The organism is Emticicia oligotrophica DSM 17448, from assembly GCF_000263195.1.
Classification (GTDB): Bacteria; Bacteroidota; Bacteroidia; order Cytophagales; family Spirosomataceae; genus Emticicia; species Emticicia oligotrophica.
Genome location: NC_018748.1, coordinates 1,670,590 through 1,690,223 on the forward strand (window position 1 = coordinate 1,670,590; position 19,634 = coordinate 1,690,223).

At 35.2% G+C, this 19,634-nt stretch carries 22 protein-coding genes; 6 read left to right on the forward strand and 16 right to left on the reverse strand.

Annotation, left to right across the window (positions count from 1 at the left end):
* Window positions 1-105: 105 nt before the first annotated feature.
* Together EMTOL_RS22640 and EMTOL_RS06920 are read right to left on the reverse strand one after the other, a co-directional pair.
* Complete coding sequence (locus tag EMTOL_RS22640; RefSeq protein WP_041693449.1) at window positions 106-414, reverse strand: transposase; 309 nt, start codon at window positions 412-414, stop codon at window positions 106-108.
* Window positions 415-682: 268 nt separating this feature from the next.
* Window positions 683-925, reverse strand: coding sequence for a hypothetical protein (locus EMTOL_RS06920; protein ID WP_041693451.1), 243 nt, complete (start codon window positions 923-925; stop codon window positions 683-685).
* Window positions 926-961: 36 nt separating this feature from the next.
* Between EMTOL_RS06920 and EMTOL_RS06925 the strand changes: the two genes are divergently transcribed.
* Window positions 962-2,191, forward strand: coding sequence for an alkaline phosphatase family protein (locus EMTOL_RS06925; RefSeq protein ID WP_015028558.1), 1,230 nt, complete (start codon window positions 962-964; stop codon window positions 2,189-2,191).
* A 68-nt stretch (window positions 2,192-2,259) separates the two neighbouring features.
* Here EMTOL_RS06925 and EMTOL_RS06930 read toward each other — a convergent pair whose 3' ends face one another.
* On the reverse strand, window positions 2,260-3,105 hold the full coding sequence (locus tag EMTOL_RS06930; protein ID WP_015028559.1) for an AraC family transcriptional regulator: 846 nt from the start codon (window positions 3,103-3,105) through the stop codon (window positions 2,260-2,262).
* A gap of 367 nt (window positions 3,106-3,472) precedes the next feature.
* Between EMTOL_RS06930 and EMTOL_RS06935 the strand changes: the two genes are divergently transcribed.
* From EMTOL_RS06935 to EMTOL_RS06950, 4 genes are all read left to right on the forward strand, one after another.
* Entirely contained in the window at window positions 3,473-4,474 is a 1,002-nt protein-coding gene (locus tag EMTOL_RS06935) for a phytanoyl-CoA dioxygenase family protein (RefSeq protein ID WP_015028560.1), read from the forward strand.
* A 159-nt stretch (window positions 4,475-4,633) separates the two neighbouring features.
* Window positions 4,634-5,452 (forward strand): aldo/keto reductase, encoded by an 819-nt coding sequence (locus EMTOL_RS06940; RefSeq protein ID WP_015028561.1) that lies wholly within the window; start codon window positions 4,634-4,636, stop codon window positions 5,450-5,452.
* 93 nt (window positions 5,453-5,545) lie between these two features.
* Window positions 5,546-6,577, forward strand: a complete 1,032-nt coding sequence (locus tag EMTOL_RS06945) for a DUF4097 family beta strand repeat-containing protein (RefSeq protein WP_015028562.1) — start codon at window positions 5,546-5,548, stop codon at window positions 6,575-6,577.
* A gap of 29 nt (window positions 6,578-6,606) precedes the next feature.
* Window positions 6,607-7,380, forward strand: a complete 774-nt coding sequence (locus EMTOL_RS06950) for a pentapeptide repeat-containing protein (RefSeq protein WP_015028563.1) — start codon at window positions 6,607-6,609, stop codon at window positions 7,378-7,380.
* A 43-nt stretch (window positions 7,381-7,423) separates the two neighbouring features.
* Here the strand turns inward: EMTOL_RS06950 and EMTOL_RS06955 are convergent, their stop codons facing one another.
* The gene (locus tag EMTOL_RS06955) at window positions 7,424-7,642 is read right to left on the reverse strand and encodes a hypothetical protein (RefSeq protein ID WP_015028564.1); all 219 of its coding nucleotides are present in this window, start codon (window positions 7,640-7,642) and stop codon (window positions 7,424-7,426) included.
* Window positions 7,643-7,875: 233 nt separating this feature from the next.
* Here EMTOL_RS06955 and EMTOL_RS06960 point away from each other — a divergent pair, with 233 nt between their 5' ends.
* Window positions 7,876-9,027 carry an acetyltransferase domain-containing protein gene (locus EMTOL_RS06960; RefSeq protein WP_015028565.1) on the forward strand — a complete coding sequence of 384 codons (1,152 nt, stop codon included), beginning with the start codon at window positions 7,876-7,878 and terminating at the stop codon, window positions 9,025-9,027.
* 59 nt (window positions 9,028-9,086) lie between these two features.
* Here EMTOL_RS06960 and EMTOL_RS06965 read toward each other — a convergent pair whose 3' ends face one another.
* The 12 genes from EMTOL_RS06965 to EMTOL_RS07020 all read right to left on the reverse strand — a co-directional run bounded on the left by EMTOL_RS06965 (window position 9,087) and on the right by EMTOL_RS07020 (window position 19,527).
* Entirely contained in the window at window positions 9,087-9,503 is a 417-nt protein-coding gene (locus tag EMTOL_RS06965) for an OsmC family protein (RefSeq protein ID WP_015028566.1), read from the reverse strand.
* 210 nt (window positions 9,504-9,713) lie between these two features.
* Window positions 9,714-9,959 (reverse strand): CAMCR motif-containing small membrane protein, encoded by a 246-nt coding sequence (locus EMTOL_RS06970; RefSeq protein ID WP_015028568.1) that lies wholly within the window; start codon window positions 9,957-9,959, stop codon window positions 9,714-9,716.
* A 16-nt stretch (window positions 9,960-9,975) separates the two neighbouring features.
* A complete protein-coding gene (locus EMTOL_RS06975; RefSeq protein ID WP_015028569.1) occupies window positions 9,976-10,515 on the reverse strand; it encodes a DUF420 domain-containing protein in 540 nt (179 codons plus the stop codon).
* A 57-nt stretch (window positions 10,516-10,572) separates the two neighbouring features.
* Complete coding sequence (locus tag EMTOL_RS06980; protein WP_305953192.1) at window positions 10,573-11,154, reverse strand: SCO family protein; 582 nt, start codon at window positions 11,152-11,154, stop codon at window positions 10,573-10,575.
* Between the two features lie 115 nt (window positions 11,155-11,269).
* A complete protein-coding gene (locus EMTOL_RS06985) occupies window positions 11,270-11,599 on the reverse strand; it encodes a cytochrome C oxidase subunit IV family protein (protein WP_015028571.1) in 330 nt (109 codons plus the stop codon).
* Between the two features lie 53 nt (window positions 11,600-11,652).
* Window positions 11,653-12,399 carry a cytochrome c oxidase subunit 3 gene (locus EMTOL_RS06990; protein WP_015028572.1) on the reverse strand — a complete coding sequence of 249 codons (747 nt, stop codon included), beginning with the start codon at window positions 12,397-12,399 and terminating at the stop codon, window positions 11,653-11,655.
* A gap of 79 nt (window positions 12,400-12,478) precedes the next feature.
* Window positions 12,479-13,090 carry a cytochrome c oxidase subunit 3 gene (locus tag EMTOL_RS06995; RefSeq protein ID WP_015028573.1) on the reverse strand — a complete coding sequence of 204 codons (612 nt, stop codon included), beginning with the start codon at window positions 13,088-13,090 and terminating at the stop codon, window positions 12,479-12,481.
* A 42-nt stretch (window positions 13,091-13,132) separates the two neighbouring features.
* Complete coding sequence (cyoE, locus tag EMTOL_RS07000) at window positions 13,133-14,014, reverse strand: heme o synthase (protein ID WP_015028574.1); 882 nt, start codon at window positions 14,012-14,014, stop codon at window positions 13,133-13,135.
* Between the two features lie 6 nt (window positions 14,015-14,020).
* Window positions 14,021-14,998, reverse strand: coding sequence for a COX15/CtaA family protein (locus EMTOL_RS07005; RefSeq protein WP_015028575.1), 978 nt, complete (start codon window positions 14,996-14,998; stop codon window positions 14,021-14,023).
* A 54-nt stretch (window positions 14,999-15,052) separates the two neighbouring features.
* Window positions 15,053-16,933, reverse strand: coding sequence for a cytochrome c oxidase subunit I (locus tag EMTOL_RS07010; protein ID WP_015028576.1), 1,881 nt, complete (start codon window positions 16,931-16,933; stop codon window positions 15,053-15,055).
* Between the two features lie 37 nt (window positions 16,934-16,970).
* The gene (locus tag EMTOL_RS07015) at window positions 16,971-18,104 is read right to left on the reverse strand and encodes a cytochrome c oxidase subunit II (RefSeq protein WP_015028577.1); all 1,134 of its coding nucleotides are present in this window, start codon (window positions 18,102-18,104) and stop codon (window positions 16,971-16,973) included.
* Window positions 18,105-18,183: 79 nt separating this feature from the next.
* A complete protein-coding gene (locus EMTOL_RS07020; RefSeq protein WP_015028578.1) occupies window positions 18,184-19,527 on the reverse strand; it encodes a hypothetical protein in 1,344 nt (447 codons plus the stop codon).
* Window positions 19,528-19,634: the final 107 nt, after the last annotated feature.

Below are 19,634 nucleotides of genomic sequence, written 5' to 3' on the forward strand. Positions count from 1 at the left end.
AAGTTAACTCAATCGAAGGTTTTACTATTGAATTTGATTCGAATTATGATTTGAGACGGCTCAAATTATCTTCTGCAACTGACACTATTTCATTTTTGAACTTGTTTAAGATTTTATTTTACTGAATATTTTTCGGACAAAACACACCACTATTCCTATAATATTCAGATTTATCCAATTTATTGCCGTCGTTTCGTATCTAATAAGCAAAGCTTTAAAAGCTTCCAACCAAGCAAAAACCCTTTCTATGACATAACGATTTTCATATAAAAGTTCATCTAAATATTCGTTTCTGCTTTCAATAGCTCCATTTCTTTTATTGAAAGCTATATTAGCTTCAATATGATGTTTTGAACATATTTGCCTACAATCCTGACTATCAAATCGCAGCGGCGAAACGCCCAGCATCTGCATTTAGAAATAATTCTTCGGTTCTAATATTAGCTTGGTCAAGCCAATCTATCAATTGTGTTAATTGTTCCTTTATTTCTGCCAAACTTTATTTCCACATCTTTTCGCTCTGGTTTGAGAACCATCTAATTGAATACTTGATAAGTCTAAATGATTCTTATATTTCCCTAATAAACCAATCCACTTTCTTTTCCATGAAACATCTCATTACTCCATCTGTTGAAGTGACGATTCGCCGCTGCGATAAAATACTGATGCATAACTATATTTTTCAGTAAAATATTTCTCCAACCGCAATTCTCTCCATTGGAATAGGACAGCCGACGCTGCCCGTTTTCAAACGATGGAAAATAGATACAAAAATAATTATACGTTTATCTTCAGTTAAATTTTTACCTCGTTTACCTTGGCTTAAATATGGAAGAATATAGGTTTTAATTCTATCTTTGTCTAAATTGCTCATTTGATTTGGATATTTTGCTTCGCAAAACAAAATTACCTCTTTCTTGAGCATCTATTTTTTCCGCATAAATAATCTTAAACAAGTTCAATGAATAAAGTTTTTCTTCTCATCATTTTCTTCATTACGTTTACACTTTCTGCACAAGTAAAAAAGAAAGCAGTTTTTATTATTGTCGATGGAATTCCTGCCGATGTGATTGAAAAAATTAAAAAGCCTCATCTTGATTCTATTGCACAAGTAGGTGGCTATACACGTGCTTATGTAGGTGGAGAAAAAGGTAATTATTCTCAAACACCAACTATCTCGGCAGTTGGCTACAATAGCTTGCTTACTGGCACATGGGTAAACAAACATAATGTTTGGGACAATGATATTAAAGCTCCCAACTACCATTATTGGACAATTTTTAGGTTTTTCAAACAACAATTTCCAGCGAAAAAAACTGCCGTTTATTCTACTTGGCTTGATAACCGAACCAAACTTGTGGGCGATAATTTGCCTCAAACAAAACACCTAAGAACTGATTTTCATTTTGATGGATTAGAACTTGACACTGCCCGTTTTCCGCACGATAAGCAAAGTAAATATATTCATTCGATTGATGAAGAAGTAACTGCCGCAGCCGCCAAAGGTATCAGGACTGATGCCGCAGATTTGAATTGGGTCTATTTAGAATATACTGATGATATGGGGCACAAACACGGTGATAGCCCAGAGTTTTATAATGCTATTGAAATAATGGATAAGCAAGTGGGTAAAATCTGGCAAGCAATCAAATATCGACAAGCAAATTTTAAAGAAGATTGGGTAGTTTATATAACAACCGACCATGGTCGAGATGCCAAAACTGGTCGAGGACATGGTGGACAGTCGGATAGAGAACGACAAACTTGGGTGATAACCAATGCACAAGGTTTAAATGCCTATTTTAAAGAAAACCAACCTGCAATCGTTGATATAATGCCTTCTATTGCTAATTTTTTGGGGTTAAAGTTTCCAAAAGAACAAGCATTTGAAATTGATGGCGTTTCATTAACTGGAAAAATTTCAGCAATTTCGCCCAAAGCAACAATTAAAGAGAAACAAATTACTATTCAGTGGAAGGCTATCGACCCTAAAGGTAATGCTAAGATTTGGTTAGCTACCACCAATCAATTCGAAACAGGCGGAAAAGATACTTATCAGTTCATTAAACAAGTGGCTGTAAAAGACGAAAGTGCTTCTATTGATGTAAGCAAAGTACACTCTTCTTTCTACAAAATTGTTTTAGAAATGCCTTACAATAATCTTAATCGTTGGATTATTTTGGAGAAATAAATATAACAAAAATGAAAGAGTGGCCCACCTGTTCACTACGACAATAAGGTATGCCACTCTTTTTACACTTATTTCATAAAATACCGTTTCTTAAATGCTAAAGGGTTTTCACCTGTAAGCTTTTTAAACGTTCGATTGAAATATGACATACTTTCAAAGCCACAATCAAAGCAGGTTTCGGTAACATTTCTATCAAGCAAAAGCAGATTTTTTGCCTGATTTACGCGATAATGATTCAAAAACTCTACAAAAGTAAGTTTGGTCATTTTCTTAAAATACCTACAAAAAGCGGCCTCACTTAAGTTACTCATTTCAGCCACCTCTGTCAAATCTATCTTTCTTTGGTAGTTTTCATCGATAAATTTATAAAGTCGTTTGATACGTTCTTGGTCTTTTTTGTTGTATTGATTCTCAACTGGCTTGTCATGTAGTAAAACGTAATCTTGGGTTGTCGCAAGTATTTGAAAAAGGCTTAATATCTCTAAAAATTGACTAAAATAACTCAAACTTTCCAAGCTTTTCACTCGCTCAGCTATTTGTTGTTTAGTTTTTTCTCCAAAAGCAATTCCGTATTTTGAACGTTCAAAAAGTGCTTGAATTGCTCTTAACTCTGGAGTTTCGATGAGGGCATTTTGCAAAAAATCTTCTCTTACTTGCAAAACTACTTTTTCGTAATCTCCTTCAGCCATATAATCAAAATTTAGATGCGGAATATTCGAGCCAATAAATACTAAATCGCTTGCTTCATACTGAGAAAGATGTTCGCCCACATGCCGTGTTCCGTTGGTTCCTTCAATATAAACCAGTTCTAATTCAGGATGAAAATGCCAATAAAATACTTGGCTCAATCTCGGTCTAAATACCCGAAACGAGCTTTTCGAATCAATCGTAAATTCTTCTAAAACTATTTTCATTTTGATTTTCTATTCAAATAGACGATGATAAGCATCAAATTTGCACATATTTCGTAAACAAAACGAATAATTAAGACCTAAATATCAATATTATTCAAAAATTTGACATTATCGGTAAAGTATTATAATTATTAAACCCCTAAGTTTGTATCATTATTTTAATTTTAAATATCATTAAATTGTGTTTTTGATATATATTTTCAGTGAATTTATTCACTAGTTAAAAAACAACGGAACTCTTGAATTACAGATGCGGACTTGAAGTCCGCATAAACCTAAACATTTCTTTGTTCCCTTAACCATTGATTTCAATCACTGCTTTAAAAAACTGGTTTTACTTAACATCATTCATTAAATAAAATAATCTATGCAAATGATAGGAACGCCTACCGCCGCCCCAACTATGGCTCCAACTATGATGCCGAATCAAAACCATACAGATAAACCCGGAAATCCTTCAACCGCCACAAGTAGCCAAATTAAGCTTCGTACAAGCTTAGCTGAAGGCGGTCCACTTCGTGTATTAACTGAAGATGACTGGAAGTTTTGGATTGAAAATGGCTACGTAATCATTAAGAATGCAGTTCCGAGAGAACAAGCATTACGTACTGCTCAATTTATTTGGGAATTTGAAGAAAAAGACCCTAATGACCCAAACACTTGGTACACACCCCCTCGTGCTGAAATGAAAATGAAGGAATTAACAGGTACAGGAATGGTTGAAGTGTATAATAACCAGCATTTGTGGAATAACCGCCAAACTCAAAAAGTATATGATGCTTTTGTAGATATTTGGGGAACAGAAAAACTTTGGGTAACTATCGACCGAGCCAATTTGAACTTCCCACTACGCCCAGGTTTTGAATATAAAGGTTTTATCCACTGGGACTATGACCCAGAAACTAAGCCTCAAAATGTACAAGGCGTTTTAGCTTTAGCCGACCAAACTGACGAAAATATGGGTGGTTTTCAGTGTATTCCTGAACTATTCCGTACGTATGATACATGGAAACTAACCCAGCCCGAAGACCGTAATCGCTTCCAACCAGATACGACTGGATTTGAAGATAAATTCGTAAAAGTAAAGCTCGAAGCGGGTGATTTACTAATTTTCAATAGCAGTCAACCACACGGAATTCGTCCGAATAATTCGAAAGATAAAGTACGAATTGCTCAATACATTTCAATGATGCCTGCCGAAGAAGAGAACGAGGCATTACGTGATTGGCGAGTGAATTCTTGGAAAAACCGCATTTCACCAGAAGGTTATGCATTTCCGGGAGACCCAAGAAATTGGGAAAAAACAAAATATGATACAGCCGAATTAAATGATTTAGGTAAAAAAGTATTAGGTTTGGAGAAATGGTAAGTTGAGACAGAATTGTAAATTAAGGTAATATTAATACACATCCCCCTACCCCCTCAAATTTGTGAAGAATCGAAAAACTCTAGCTTTGATGGGGATAGGGGATTTTAAACCAACATACTTTCCTAAAAACATTGTAATTTTGACATAATCAAAAACTTTATGCCTAACCAACTCTACACTACCCTCAACAACGGTATCCAAATGCCTTTATTAGGCCTTGGTGTTTATGATATGTATAACCGTGAAGCCGAACAAGCTGTGTTATGGGCTTTAGAAACAGGTTATCGACTTATTGATACTGCTGAAATGTATAAAAACGAAGTTGAAATTGGCAATGCGATTCGTGAAAGCAGTATCAACAGAGCTGATATTTTCGTAACTACCAAGGTTAATAACGGCGACCAAGGTTTTGACCAAACTTTACGTGCATTTGATACTAGCCTCCAAAAACTAAATATTGATTACATTGATTTATATTTGGTACATTGGCCTATCAAGGCTACTCGCAAGGATACTTGGCTAGCACTCGAAAAACTTCAAAGCGAAGGCCGTGTACGGGCAATCGGAGTGGCGAATTACCTTATTCCTTTTCTATCAGAACTTGAATCGTACGCCACAATTACTCCTGCTGTAAATCAAGTTGAGTTTAGTCCATATTTGTATTTAAAAGATTTACTGGAAGTCTGTAAACAAAAGAAAATCCAACTGCAAGCCTATACTCCCCTTATAAGAGGTATGCGAATGCAAGACCCTAAACTTCTAAGTATTGCGAATAAATATCAAAAAACACCCGCCCAAATTATTCTAAGATGGGCTTTACAACATGGCGTTTCAAGTATTCCCAAATCTGCTAATTTGCAGAGAATCAAAGAAAATTTTGATGTTTTCGATTTTGAAATTAGTCATTCAGATATGAATTTGATTGATAATTTTAACGAAAATCTGAGAGTCGTTGAAGACCCCATGGATTTATTCTAAAAAATAAATCGAATTTTCTGCAACGCTCGTTTCATCTTTTGCATCTTATGTTCAGACAACAAAAATTATGAAATCTTAACATTACGCAATTGTATGAAAAAGCTACTCTCATTATTTATTTTAGGTTTATCGTTTACTACTTTCGCACAAGACAAAGAAACACCCTATTTCGTTAAAACTTACAAATCTTCTGAAGTAAAAAACCTTAATGTTCGTACATCTGGTGGTGGCATTTCTGTCACGGGTAGCACAGATGGTGAAGCAAGAGTAGAAATTTACATTAGAGGAAATAATGGTGGTAATGACTTGAGCAAATCTGAAATCGAAGAACGCCTAAAAGATTACGAATTAAGTGTCAAAAAAGACGGAGAAACAATTAACTGTATTGCCAAACGTAAAAGCGAAAGTGGCTGGAATAACTGGAAAAGTGGACTAAGTATTTCTTTCAAAATCTACACACCAGAAAAAATTTCTACCGATTTAGTTACAAGTGGTGGAGGAATTTCGCTTAAAAATCTTACTGGCGACCTTAACTTTACTACTTCGGGGGGCGGTTTAAAACTTCAGAAATTAGGGGGCAATGTAAAAGGACGCACCTCAGGTGGTGGAATAAATATCAGCGATAGCCGCGATAATATTGACGTTTCAACAAGTGGAGGTGGAATTGTTGCTGAAAACTGCAAAGGTGATATTCGACTTTCAACTTCAGGTGGCGGGCTTACCTTAAAAGACCTTGGCGGAAATATCAAAGCAACAACAAGTGGTGGCGGAATTAGAGCCGAAGCTATTAGCGGAGATTTTATTACTTCTACTTCGGGTGGTTCAATCAAATTAGATGACATCACTGCCAGCGTAAAAGCTTCAACTTCGGGTGGTGGAATTGATGCTGATATCAAATCCCTCGGAAAATACCTTTCTTTATCTACCAGTGCAGGAAGTATTCATGTAAGAATGCCTCTAGATAAAGGTATGGATTTAGACCTTGATGGTCAACGAGTTAAAGTTCCAGCGTTAGCCAAATTTAATGGAACAATGGAAAAAGACCGTGTGAGGGGTTCGCTCAATGGTGGTGGTATTTCTGTTAAAATGGATGCCAATTCGGGTGGCGTATATATCAACGAATAATTTTAATTTCTATCATACTAAAATCATTTATGAAACAGATAATTATTATGATGGCTTTTGCTTTTGTAGGAATAAAAGCATTGGCTCAGAAAGAAGTTTCAGCCAAAGCCATTTTTGAAGCAATTGATAAAGGCCAATCGATTGATTACCAAAATGCTACCATTGTAGGAGATTTAGATTTGACTGAACTTTCTAATAAAAAACGTATAAAAAATAAAGGTAGCTACGAAGAATACAAAAGCTACGTTGAAGTTCCTGTTTCGTTTAAAAACTGTATTTTCAAAGGTGATTTTATTGCCTATAAAAACCTTGAAGAAGAAAAAAACAGAAAAATGGGCAATGGAAACGTTAATTGGAGTATTGGAAACGGTACTACTTTTACGACTGATTTTGAAAAAAGTGTAGTTTTTGAAAATTGTAAGTTTGAAGGTAAAACTGAGTTTAAATATTCAGATTTTGCGGATAATACTTCTTTTGGAGGCACAAAGTTTGCCAAAGAAGCTAATTTCAAATATGCTGATTTTAAGCAAGAAGCCATTTTTGCCAAATGCGATTTCTACGATTATGCTAATTTTAAATATACCAGTTTTAAAAATGACGCCGATTTTTTTGATGTTCGATTTAGTAACTATGCCGATTTTAAATACACGAATTTCAATGACCGAGTAACATTCAAAAACACTGCATTTGGTAATCATGCTGATTTTAAATATGCCGATTTTAAAAATGAAGTCAATTTTGATAACACAAAGTTTAAATCAGGTATTGATTTGAAATATTCCAATGGAAAAAAATTCTTTTAATATATAACACTAATGCCACGGTAAAAATCGTGGCATTAGTGTTTTACTCTAAGACTTCAACATTATATCCTGCGATTAATAACCGTTGAATCAGATAATCTTCTTGTAATTCAATTTTATAGTTCTCCACTCGTAAAATTTTATCACAATCTTCTAAGTCAAAATTCCATTTACTTGGTGAAACAAGTAGTTCATTTAAGATAGGAGCAATTTGCTTTACCTGTCTTTTATTTTTTATCGTAGTTTTAAATACCCAAATCATAATTCTCTTAGGTTTGGATGGGAAGGATATGTAAAGTAAATCTTATTCACTGTCAACCCTATGTCAGTTAGTTTTATTTTTTTTCATTCTCTACGATATTCTTATTAAAAACGCAAAGTAAATTCACATACAACTCACTGATTATAAGGAAATTAATTTTACAAAATTTTTATTCTAGTACTTTTAACTTTACATTTGTTAAAATATCAAATTGTTTCCCTACTAAATAAATTATGAAAAGAATTACTTCCATTGATACTCTTCGGGGTATCGTCATGATTATCATGGCCCTTGACCATACCCGTGATTTTCTATTACAGAACTCTCTCAACCAAAGTCCGACGGACTTAAGTAACACTTACCCTGCTCTTTTTTTTACTCGTTGGATTACCCATTTATGTGCTCCTACTTTTGTTTTTTTATCAGGTGTTTCGGCCTATATTTCTGCTAAACGCCAGACGAATATCGCCGAAAACAAGAAATTTTTACGAACTCGTGGACTTTGGTTAATACTCTTAGAATTTAGTATTATTTCTTTTGGAATTTGGTCAGATATTGGGTTCCATACTTTACTTTTTCAAGTAATTGCAGCCATTGGTGTGGGCTTCATTCTGCTGTCATTCTTAATTGGCAAATCTCCTAGATTAATTTTATCAATTGGGAGTTTTATCATGCTATTTTATGGTCTTTTAGCTCTCGTGCCAGATTCCACCATCAAAACTATTTTGGGCCCTTTATTTACGCTTACTGTTCTTCCATTTGGTTCAAGACTTTTGATTTTAGCTTACCCAATTATTCCGTGGTGGTCGATTATGTTGATTGGCTATGGCTTAGGCGAGTACTTTCTGAGTGAAAAAAATATCAGAACCAACTTTTTTATCAAAATTTCAGGTGGATTTTTAGGAACATTTTTATTATTGAGATTCATCAATATTTATGGAGACCCTATTCCTTGGAGTACACAGACGAAACCCTTTTTTACAGTTTTATCATTTTTAAATGTTTCAAAAAATGCCCCTTCTCTCGACTTTACTCTTTGTATGTTGGGTATTTCGTTTTTCCTTTTGTGGTTATTTGAAAAAATTGGCGATAAAAAATTTCAATTTTTTAATGTTTTCGGAAGCGTTCCGCTTTTTTATTATCTCATTCATTGGTACGTGATTCGTACTTTCTTAATAATAGTATTTTTAGCCAAAGGTTATGGTTGGAATGATTTTGTTTTCAACGAACAAACTCTGGGCCGTCCTAAAAATGATGATGGAATTACCTTACCTCAGGTTTACCTTATTTGGTTAATAGTAATTCTAATTATGTATCCACTTTGTAGATGGTATAGTCGATATAAAAGTCAGCATCCAGAAATAACTTGGTTGAGATATCTATAAAGAATGTAGGCTCAAAGCAAATGCTTTGAGCCTACATTCTTTATATCTGCTTCTAATAATTAGGATAACGTAGCAGTAAGTGTAATTTCAGCATTGAAAAGCTGGGAAATCGGACAGTTTGCCTTTGCATTTGCTGCTGCTTCTTGAAATTGCTCTTCAGTAATATTTGGAATTGAAGCATTCATTTCTAAATGAATATGTGTAATTTTCCCATCTTCAAAAACTACTTTTGCATTTGTATCAATGTTATCTGCGGTAAAGCCCAACTCATTCAATACAAAGCTAAATTTCATTGAAAAACAACCCGCATGAGCCGCTCCAATTAGTTCCTCTGGGTTTGTACCAACGCCATCTGCAAAACGCGTTTTAAACGATAATTGTGCGTTATTTAAGGTAGTACTTTGTGTCGACACAGTTCCTACACCTTCCATTCCTGTACCTTTCCAATTTGCCGATGCTTGTCTTGTAAATTTCATAGTCTTTATTGTTTAAATTGTTTATTTTGATAATACAAAGTCAGAAAGCTTAAATGCTTCTTTACTCATTCCTAAGAAATTTCTTAGGTTATTTTCGAGGAGTTGTATTTCATTCATTTCTGTGCGTGATTTTACTTCAGAAAAATACAAAAAAAGCGATTACAAGACTTAAAATCTAGTAATCGCTTCTTGAAAATTATATCTATGAAATTATTGCTGGCTCATTTTTAGCCGCATTTCTTTCTTTGCCGCTCTAAACCAAACAAAAATTAGCGTTGGAATTGAAAGGTAAGTAAAAACCAACATCAATAGAATTCCATCATTAATTCCTGTGCCAATCACACCGCGACCTTCGCTTAAATTGCTTCCTACACTCGCCCTACACATTGCACATTGAGCAAATGTGATAGTCTGAGTCAATAAAAATACTATTATTAATGCAAGAAATCTTTTCATGATTAATTTCTTTAAATTATACGTAATATGGTCTAATCATTAAATACGCAATTACACCTGTTATTGATACATAAAGCCAGATTGGAAAAGCATATTTAGTTAGTTTTCGATGCATTTCATATTCGTTAATCCATGCAAAAAAATATGTTCTTAATACCAATGGTAATACCACAAGAGATAGTAAAATATGGCTAATTAATACAAAATAATAGATGTATTTAACGAAGCCCTCTCCACCGAAACTCGTTGATGGATTGGTTAGGTGATAAAGTACATAACACACTAAAAACAAACCACCTAGTCCAAAAGCGATTGTCATTATCTTTTTATGACGCTCAATCTGCTTTTGTTTAATTAAAAATAAACCGTAAATCAAAAGAACTGAAGTTAACGTGTTTATTGCTCCAATAACATGAGGCAAAACTTTCGTCCATGCTCCAATATCAAGCTTTTGTCTGATTCCCAATAAAATTGCCACCACTAATGGCACTGCTACCGACACAACATTAATAAATGTCATCGAAGCTTTATCTTGCTTTGCTTTCACCGCTTTCATTTTTAGTTTTTTTCAACAATAGATTAGCAATAAAAGATAATTAGGGGCTGAAGTAAGCTACTTTTTAGATTTATATATCTCTGTTAATACCTTCACTTCTCCTATCAGACGCTCGACATCAGGATTATATGTCCCATCGTAAATTCCTCTAATGTACCCTTCCTTATCTATTAGTAGTAACTTTTCTGAGTGTATAAATGTTTCATCTACTGACCTTATTTTTGAGTCATATTCTGAAGCATCCGCCACAGGTAACTTATATCCTTTAATAGCAATATCATAAATTGCCTTTTTATCTCCAGTCAAGAAATACCACTTACCTGGCTTGGCATCATATTTTTGTGCATATTTTTTAAGTACTGCTGCTGAATCATATTTCGGGTCAACTGAATGTGAAACTATCCTAACATTGGTATCAGCGGAGAATATACTTTGTACTCTCGATAAACTGTTAGAAAGCTTGGGGCATATTGTTCCACATCTCGAAAAGAAGAAATCAGCTACATAGATTTTTCCTTTTAGTTGCTCAGTTGAAAATTCTTTACCCTCTTGGTCAATTAATTTATAGGGCGGAATTTGGTGAAAAACTGTATCTCCACCTTTAATTACTACCTGACCTGTTTCATCGATTTCAGGCATTAAATAAGGTAGTTTATAATAGTTCTGCCCAAACATTTTGAGCATCACAAAAATTAAAGTCGGAACAGCTAATATTCCTATTAGTATTCCGACTTTAGAAGATTTTTTTTGCATTTTATTTGCCAATATATCTCACTAAACCAATGTATCCTCCTTCCACAATCAAAGCAACAATCAACCATACCACGAATATACATGGCAGAATTATTGTCCAAATCAACGATTTCACTTCGTTCTTTAAGTGCATAAAAATACCCACGATATAGTATGCTTTCACGATTGTAAGAATAATGAAGATACCGATTTTTGTCCATTTATATGTATCAGCATCAATAGTAAAAGCTATCAAAAATTCGAAAGCTGTGATGCCTAACAAAATCCAGAATGTTCTCCAAATTTCTTTGGTTTGTGCTGGTAGTTTTTCAGTTATTTCAGAATGAGCCATTGTATAACAATTTTAAGACTTTCTAATTATTAAATAAAGAGGTTCGGTTATTTCTAAACAAGGTAGAAGAAGGTAAACACGAATACCCAAACTAAATCTACAAAGTGCCAGTATAGACCGATTTTCTCAATCATTTCGTAGTGACCACGTTTTTCATAAACACCATTGGCTGTATTATAAAATGCCAATACATTCAACACAACTCCCGAGAAAACGTGTGTACCGTGGAAACCTGTTATAAAGAAGAAGAAGTCAGCAAAAGCGGCTGGTCCATATTCATTACGCACAAGGTTCGCACCAAATATTTGTGTACCATCTTTCAATGTTAAGCCATGTTCTGATCCGTGGATAAAGTGTGACCACTCCCAAGCCTGTGAGCTTAAGAAAGCAATACCACCTAGAATTGTCCAAAGCATGTATTTTTCAACATCTGCTTTATCTCTACGATGCCCCGCTTCAACGGCTAATACCATTGTTACTGAGCTCATGATTAAGATAAAAGTCATGATACCAACGAAAACTAACGGAGCTTGAACACCGTGCAAAAACGGAACGGCTTCAAAAACCCTTTCAGGAATTGGCCACCAAGTATTAGAGAATTCAAAGTTTTTACGTAAACCCTCAAATGTAGGGAAACTGTAACGAACTAAACCGTATGAAACTAATAAAGCCGAGAAAGTAAATGTGTCAGATAATAAGAAAATCCACATCATTAATTTTCCGTAGCCAACTTTCATTGGTTGCACGCCACCCTTCCATATTAAGTGTTCTGCGGTTGTAGAGGTTTTTGCACTTGCCATAACTTACAATTGTTAGCGGTTTGCCGCTTTGGTTAACAGTTCAATTAATTCTGACCCAAAAATAGTCAAAAAGTAAATATTATCTAAAATACAATAAAAATACAAATAAATAAACCCATAGAATGTCTAAGAAATGCCAAGATGTAGCACAAACTTCGACCAAAATTGTATTACTCGAATCTAACTTCATTCTGAAAGCCATCAAAAAGGTAGCAATCAAAATTCCTAGTCCGATTAAAAGGTGAGCCATGTGTAAGCCCGTAAAAATGTAAAAGAACGAACCAGAAGGATTTCCTTTTAGGAAAATTCCTTGGGCTTGTAAATCTTGCCATCCAATATATTGCATTCCTAAGAATGTAAGTCCTAAGACTGTTGTAATAGCTACCAGGGTTTTCAGCTTAGCGTTCTCATTTTTTCTAGCCGCTTGCAAAGATAAATGCATTGTTGCACTACTTATAATCAATACCAAGGTACTAATCCAAAAAATGGTCGGTACAGTAAATTCCACCCAGTTTCCTTCTGCTCTTCTTACTAAGTATGCACTTGTCTGTGAGGCAAATAGCATAACAATAGTAATAATAAAAAGCCAAGTAATGAATTTCCACTTATTTACTGACAACACTTGTGCTGGTTCTTCAACTCCAACTGTTGCTGTTGAAACACCTTTATTTTTATTTGATTTATTACTCATAAATTTTAGTCTGTTGATTTACCCTTTCGGGTATTCTATTGCTTACACTTTATCTAAAAGGTAGGCTATTTGTACTACTGGTAGATAAATAAATGAGCCAAACATTAATTGTAAAGCTGCTTTTCTATCAACTTTACGCATCAAATGGAAAGTTTGGGCTAAAAATAATACGCCAAACACCATCGCTACCACTGCCGAATTTATACCTGTCATACCCAAATAAAAAGGTACCCAACATAGAGGCAATAAAAACAAAGTATAAATCATTATTTGTATCGCTGAATTCAAGTTCTGTCCACCTTCAGATGGTAAAAGTTTAAAACCAGCTTTAGAATAATCTTCGTCTAAAACCCAAGCAATTGCCCAAAAATGAGGAAATTGCCAAAAGAATTGAATCGCAAATAAAATCCCAGGTTCTAATCCAAAATGACCTGAGGATGCAATCCATCCAATCATTGGAGGGAAAGCTCCCGGCAAAGCTCCCACTGCTACTGCAATTGGTCCAACGCGTTTTAGTGGTGTATAAACAAAACCATATAAAACCATTGACAATATTGCCAATAACCCTGCTCTATAATTAAATTCAAAGAACAAAATGTAGGTAGCAATCGAGGCCATAACCATACCGAAAATCATTGCTTCCTTTACTGAAAGTCTTCCACTCGGAAGTGGGCGATTTTCAGTTCGTTTCATCAATTTATCAAGGTCTTTCTCGATAATTTGATTGATTATATTAGCAGCAGCTGTAGTACAAAAAGCCGCAATTGCAAAAAGCATTACACGTTTCCATTGAACACTATCAGATGCTAATATAAATCCAAATGCACCAGAAAAAACAACTGTTGATGATAACCTAAACTTGGTTATATCATAATATGCTTTGAACTTCTGAGCAAAAATATTTTGTGTCGCTACCAAACTCATCGAAATTTAAGAAGCTATGCTTCTGAAAACTCTTTCTTTGTTGAGAAATAAAAAGATTACAAACTGAATCCCTATAGCCAAAACTCCAAGTGTTAAATGGACAGGCTGCATGAAATTAGGGAAACCTAAATATGCGAGTGTTAAACCAGATACTAACTCAATTCCTACTACAATCACTAACCAATTAGTAAATCTTGTAAGAATACCTTTTTCGCTGATTGATTTCTTGATTTTATAGTATATTACTAAGTTAATCAATACTATTACCATTGAAAATAGAGCGTGCATTTGAAATTTACCTCCAAGATTTGCCACCCACTCCGTTCGCATTGCTTCACCCATTGAAGCTGCTACTTTATCAACTACTTCTCTAACCTGTGTACCTAATAAAACTTGACCAGTAGTTAGAAAAATGGCTGCTGAAACTAAAAAACTCAAAGAACTTTTATCTGCTATATCTTCGATTTTAACTACATAATTGTATGAACGTGCGACTGCATAGAGTAGTATCATTACAATAATTACCGACAATATCATGTGTAGGGTAATCATTACAGGGTGTAATTCACTTGAAACCACTTTCGAGCCTAGCCATCCCTCAAACGCAACTAAAATCGTAGCTAGCAAGCTTAGCAAGACAATTGTTTTGTCTTTTTTTCGGAAACTAACAAACGAACTAACAAACGTTCCGAAAACTAATATCCCAATTAAAACTCCAATTAAACGATTAACATATTCAATCCAAGTTTTTACCGCATTGAATTCTATTTCGCCTTTCAGTTTTTCACCGTAAATCTCTTTATAATTACTTGGTAACTGTGAAATATCGGTTGGTGGAACCCACGAACCAAAGCATCTTGGCCAATCCGGACAGCCCATACCTGACCCTGTTGCTCTTACTATTCCTCCGACTAAGATTAGAAAGTAAATCGCTCCTATCGTCCAAAAACCAAGTTTTCTAAATACTTTACCGTGAGTTGTCATTAGTTTGAGACAACGATTCACAACTTTTAGGTTGTGAATCGTTGGTAATTTTTATCAATCTGGAATACTGTAATCAAACTTAATTCCTTCGATTTCTTTTTCTTCTTTAATTAATTCATTCTCGTACGGGAAGTTAGATTCTGGCGTAGCAGAGAATGGAACATTTTGTGGGATGAAATCTTCAGCAGCACCCGGCTTACTGTAGTCGTAAGGCCAACGATAAACAGCTGGAATTTCACCTACCCAGTTACCATGTCCAACATTTACTGGAGTAGTCCACTCTAATGTATTCGACTTCCAAGGGTTTTGAGGGGCTGCCTTACCTTTGAAAACTGAATAGAAGAAGTTGAATAAGAAAATGATATTTGCAGCAAACACCATGATTGCAGCTATTGTACTAACTTGAGCTAAATCTTGGTATTTGTTTGTAAAATCAAAACCAGTATATGCATAGTATCGTCTTGGGAAACCAGCAATACCTAAATAGTGTTGAGGGAAGAATACAAGGTAAGCACCAATGAAAGTAATCCAGAAGTGAATATAACCTAATGTATTATTCATCATTTTTCCAAACATCTTAGGGAACCAATGGTAAACACCAGCTACCATTCCGAAGAATGCAGCAGAACCCATTACAAGGTGGAAGTGAGCAACAACGAAATATGTATCGTGTAATTGAATATCCAAGGCACTATTACCTAAAATAATACCCGTTACACCACCTGAAATAAAGAATGATACTAAACCAATTGAGAATAACATCGCTGGAGTAAAGATGATATTTCCTCTCCACAATGTAGTGATGTAGTTAAATCCCTTTACAGCAGAAGGTACCGCAATAATCAATGTAAGGAGTGTAAATACTGAGCCTAAGAATGGGTTCATACCTGTCATGAACATGTGGTGAGCCCAAACGATAAACGCTAAGAACATGATACCTAACATTGAGAAAATCATCGCTTTATAACCAAAGATTGGTTTTCTTGAATTAGTTGCGATAATCTCTGAAGTCATACCTAAAGCTGGTAGAATAACGATATATACCTCTGGGTGACCCAAGAACCAGAATAAGTGCTGGAATAATATTGGGCTACCACCTTGGTTTGGCAGAGCTTGACCATTGATATAAATATCAGAGAGGTAGAAACTTGTACCAAAACTACGGTCAAAAATTAATAATAACGCTGCTGATAGCAATACTGGGAAAGACAACAAACCTAAAATTGCTGTAAATGTAAAAGCCCAAATTGTTAAAGGCATTTTATCAAAAGTCATCCCTCTTGTACGCAAGTTAATTACAGTAGTTACATAGTTTACGCTACCTAATAAACTTGAGGCAATAAAGATGGCCATACTCACTAACCACATTGTCATACCAGTGCCCGAGCCCGGTGCTGCGTCTGGTAGTGCACTTAATGGAGGATAAATTACCCAGCCACCACCTGCAGGACCATCTTGTACGAACAATGAGCAGAACATGATAACACTTGAAATGAAGAATAACCAATATGACAACATGTTGATAAATCCAGATGCCATATCTCTTGCTCCAATTTGAAGAGGAATCAAAAAGTTAGAGAACGTACCACTCAAACCTGCAGTCAATACAAAGAATACCATGATTGTACCGTGCATTGTAACAAGAGCAATGTAGTAATTCGGGTCTAATTTACCAGTTTCATCAAACCATCTCTCTCCTAAAATTGGTTTTAACCAACCTAAATCAATACCTGGATATCCTAATTGTAAACGGAATACCAATGATAAAAAGCCGCCAATTAAGGCCCATGCCATACCCGTAAGTAGGTATTGCTTAGCAATCACTTTATGGTCCTCAGAGAAGATATACTTTTGTATAAAACTCTGTGGCTCGTGATGCTCATGAGCTTCGTCATGTCCGTGAACATGAGTATCTGCGTGTGCTACTGCTGCCATTTGTATATTACTTAGTTTTAATAATTTAGATTGAATTTTATCTTAAAGCCGAAACAGTTGGTAAACTAGTACCGGCTGAAGCAGTTGTGCTATCTGCTGGAGCTTCTGTTGGAAAATACTTCAAAGCTTTAGCTTTCAAACCTGCTGGAACTTTCTCTAAGAACTCTGGTTTTGAAGCTAATAATGACTTTTGCTCTTTTTTCCACTTTTCGTAATCGGCTGGCTCATCAACTACTAAAATCAATTTCATACCGAAGTGGCTTCTACCACAAACTTCTGTACAAGCGATTTCGTATTTGAAATCCGGATTACCTAATTCAGCACGCATATCTGCTGTACTTTTATCAGCAATAAACCAGAATTTAGTAGGCATACCTGGTACAGCATCCATTTTAACTCTCATGTGAGGGATAAATACACTGTGAAGTACGTCTCTCGCTCTAATTTTAAGTAAAACTGGCTTACCTTTAGGGATGTGCATTTCGGTGCTGCTTGTGAAGTCATCGAATGAATTTTCATCAGAAAAATCAAGTCCAAACTCATTACCAGCTGCATCATCAATTAGTTTATAATTATAATTACCTAATTTGCCATTTTCAACGCCACCGTATCTTACTTGCCATCCGAATTGTTTACCCATAATCTCAATTATCTCAGCATCTTTTGGAGCATCGGCCATTACTTTGTTCCATACTCTTAGTCCTGTAAATACTAAGGCTGCCATTACCACAGCAGGAATTAAAGTCCAAACAATCTCTAAAGTGTTATTATGAGGATAATAATGTGCTTTTCTGTTTTTATCATAGCGATATTTCACGGGGAAATAGAAAAGTACACTATTCACAAGAATAAATGCGGCTGTAACTACCACCATACTTACCCAGAACCAATAATCTGTCTCCTTTCCGTGTACAGAAGCAGCAGAAGGTATATCTCCAAAAGCTATCAAGAAGTCTTTTTTAGCATAGAAGAATGACCAAAATACACCAATCACGCTTAAAATCCAGAACACTAATAGACCAATCGCATTAAGGTTATTGGCACTATCTACTACCTCATCATTTTGCTCTGAACTTCCCTTCACTCCTTTCAAGAGTGTTTGTGTTTTTGAAATTACCGCAATGGTAAGTACAATAAACACAATTGCTAAGGCTACAATCAATAATGTCATGTTACTTAATTAATTTACAAGTTTGAATACTTTAACCCTTGTATTAAAAAATATTGTTCAACGAAATTGTTTTGAAAAATTAAATATCGTGATGAATACTTTCTTCTAAGAAAGGGTGGTTTTTAGGATATAGGTTTGCTTTAGATAATTGATTTGCAACAAAATAGATAAACAATGATGCAAATGTTAAGGTTGTTCCCCACTCGATGATACCAATACCACCTTGTTCTTTAGCAATACCCGGCATGTGCATTTGATAGAAATCAAACCAGTGACCGATGATAACCGATACACTACCTAATTTCAAGAATGTAGCTCTTCTCTTCGAGTTTCTTGCAAGTAAAATGAAGAATGGGAAGAAGAAGTTCAACAATAAACTAATATGGAATGGCCACCAGTATCTTCCTTGGAAGCCTGTAAATCTCTCACGGAAATAGATAGTCTCTTCTGGTAAGTTAGCATAGAAAATCAATAAATATTGAGAGAACCATACGTATGTCCAGAAAATAGAGAAACCAAAGATAAACTTACCTAAATCATGCAAGTGGCTTTCTTGCACGATTTTCATATATCCTTGGTCTTTCAACAATAAAATAATCAACATCATTGTTGCCAAACCTGCTACGTGCCAGCTTGCTAAGTGGTACCAACCAAACATTGTTGAGAACCAGTGTGTGTCAATTACCATTGATAAATCCCAAGCTGAAGTTGAAGCTGTTACAGCGAAGAAAATCAAGAAAAATTTAGCAATATTACGGCTCTTATAATAGTTATCTAAACCACCTTCTTCATCTTCAAGTAGTGAGTATTTTCTTAACTGTGTCCAACCGAAATACCAAACTGCTATGTAAGCAATAAGGCGAATCATGTAGAACGGCAGATTTAAATACCATGCCTTACCTGCGATAATTTTATCGTAGTGCTCGCTTGAAGGGTCCATGATACCATCGTGAGTCCAGTGCATAATCATGTGGCGAGTTGAAGGAACAGCCATTAAGATAATTAAAATTGCTCCAGGAACGATGATAAATGAAGGAAGAGCTTCTGCAACACGCTTGATTGATGATGACCAACCAGCTTTTGCTACATAGTTGTATGCGATAAAGAAAGCACCAACTACCGATATACCTAAGAAATACACGCTATTCATCCACAGATTGGCAATAATTCTGTTTAGTAATGATGTACCTCCGTGCTCGCCGCCGTGTTCTGCGTGGCCGCCTGCTGCTTCATGTCCAGCACCAGCATGTTCGGCACCATGTGATTCCCAAACACCTATTGACCAGCCTTTTGATAATAAGAATGAACCAATTGCAACCAAAGCAACACCAATAAGTGCTGCGATTATTAGTTTTCTTTTGGTTTCAGATTTAAACTCAAATCTTTCTTCTGTAGAAGGAATTTCGTGAGTACTATGAGCCATTTTCTTTGAATTTGAACCCTTATACTGTAAGGGTGTTAATAAAATGATATATCTTTTATACTAAACCTCTTTGCGAGGTATCCGTAACTCTACGGATAGCATTTAAA

Coding starts and splice junctions, on each gene's coding strand:
- EMTOL_RS07015 (WP_015028577.1), bottom strand. CDS start 18,104: ATGACATTATTGATTGTAGCCTTAGCAATTGTGTTTATTGTACTTACC.
- EMTOL_RS06965 (WP_015028566.1), bottom strand. CDS start 9,503: ATGAAATTTACAAGACAAGCATCGGCAAATTGGAAAGGTACAGGAATG.
- EMTOL_RS06955 (WP_015028564.1), bottom strand. CDS start 7,642: ATGATTTGGGTATTTAAAACTACGATAAAAAATAAAAGACAGGTAAAG.
- cyoE (WP_015028574.1), bottom strand. CDS start 14,014: ATGAGTTTGGTAGCGACACAAAATATTTTTGCTCAGAAGTTCAAAGCA.
- EMTOL_RS07010 (WP_015028576.1), bottom strand. CDS start 16,933: ATGGCAGCAGTAGCACACGCAGATACTCATGTTCACGGACATGACGAA.
- EMTOL_RS07020 (WP_015028578.1), bottom strand. CDS start 19,527: ATGGCTCATAGTACTCACGAAATTCCTTCTACAGAAGAAAGATTTGAG.
- EMTOL_RS06950 (WP_015028563.1), top strand. CDS start 6,607: ATGAAACAGATAATTATTATGATGGCTTTTGCTTTTGTAGGAATAAAA.
- EMTOL_RS06975 (WP_015028569.1), bottom strand. CDS start 10,515: ATGAAAGCGGTGAAAGCAAAGCAAGATAAAGCTTCGATGACATTTATT.
- EMTOL_RS06925 (WP_015028558.1), top strand. CDS start 962: ATGAATAAAGTTTTTCTTCTCATCATTTTCTTCATTACGTTTACACTT.
- EMTOL_RS06935 (WP_015028560.1), top strand. CDS start 3,473: ATGCAAATGATAGGAACGCCTACCGCCGCCCCAACTATGGCTCCAACT.
- EMTOL_RS06990 (WP_015028572.1), bottom strand. CDS start 12,399: ATGGCAAGTGCAAAAACCTCTACAACCGCAGAACACTTAATATGGAAG.
- EMTOL_RS06960 (WP_015028565.1), top strand. CDS start 7,876: ATGAAAAGAATTACTTCCATTGATACTCTTCGGGGTATCGTCATGATT.
- EMTOL_RS06995 (WP_015028573.1), bottom strand. CDS start 13,090: ATGAGTAATAAATCAAATAAAAATAAAGGTGTTTCAACAGCAACAGTT.
- EMTOL_RS06945 (WP_015028562.1), top strand. CDS start 5,546: ATGAAAAAGCTACTCTCATTATTTATTTTAGGTTTATCGTTTACTACT.
- EMTOL_RS06985 (WP_015028571.1), bottom strand. CDS start 11,599: ATGGCTCATTCTGAAATAACTGAAAAACTACCAGCACAAACCAAAGAA.
- EMTOL_RS06940 (WP_015028561.1), top strand. CDS start 4,634: ATGCCTAACCAACTCTACACTACCCTCAACAACGGTATCCAAATGCCT.
- EMTOL_RS06920 (WP_041693451.1), bottom strand. CDS start 925: ATGCTCAAGAAAGAGGTAATTTTGTTTTGCGAAGCAAAATATCCAAAT.
- EMTOL_RS06970 (WP_015028568.1), bottom strand. CDS start 9,959: ATGAAAAGATTTCTTGCATTAATAATAGTATTTTTATTGACTCAGACT.
- EMTOL_RS06930 (WP_015028559.1), bottom strand. CDS start 3,105: ATGAAAATAGTTTTAGAAGAATTTACGATTGATTCGAAAAGCTCGTTT.
- EMTOL_RS07005 (WP_015028575.1), bottom strand. CDS start 14,998: ATGACAACTCACGGTAAAGTATTTAGAAAACTTGGTTTTTGGACGATA.
- EMTOL_RS06980 (WP_305953192.1), bottom strand. CDS start 11,154: ATGCCTGAAATCGATGAAACAGGTCAGGTAGTAATTAAAGGTGGAGAT.
- EMTOL_RS22640 (WP_041693449.1), bottom strand. CDS start 414: ATGCAGATGCTGGGCGTTTCGCCGCTGCGATTTGATAGTCAGGATTGT.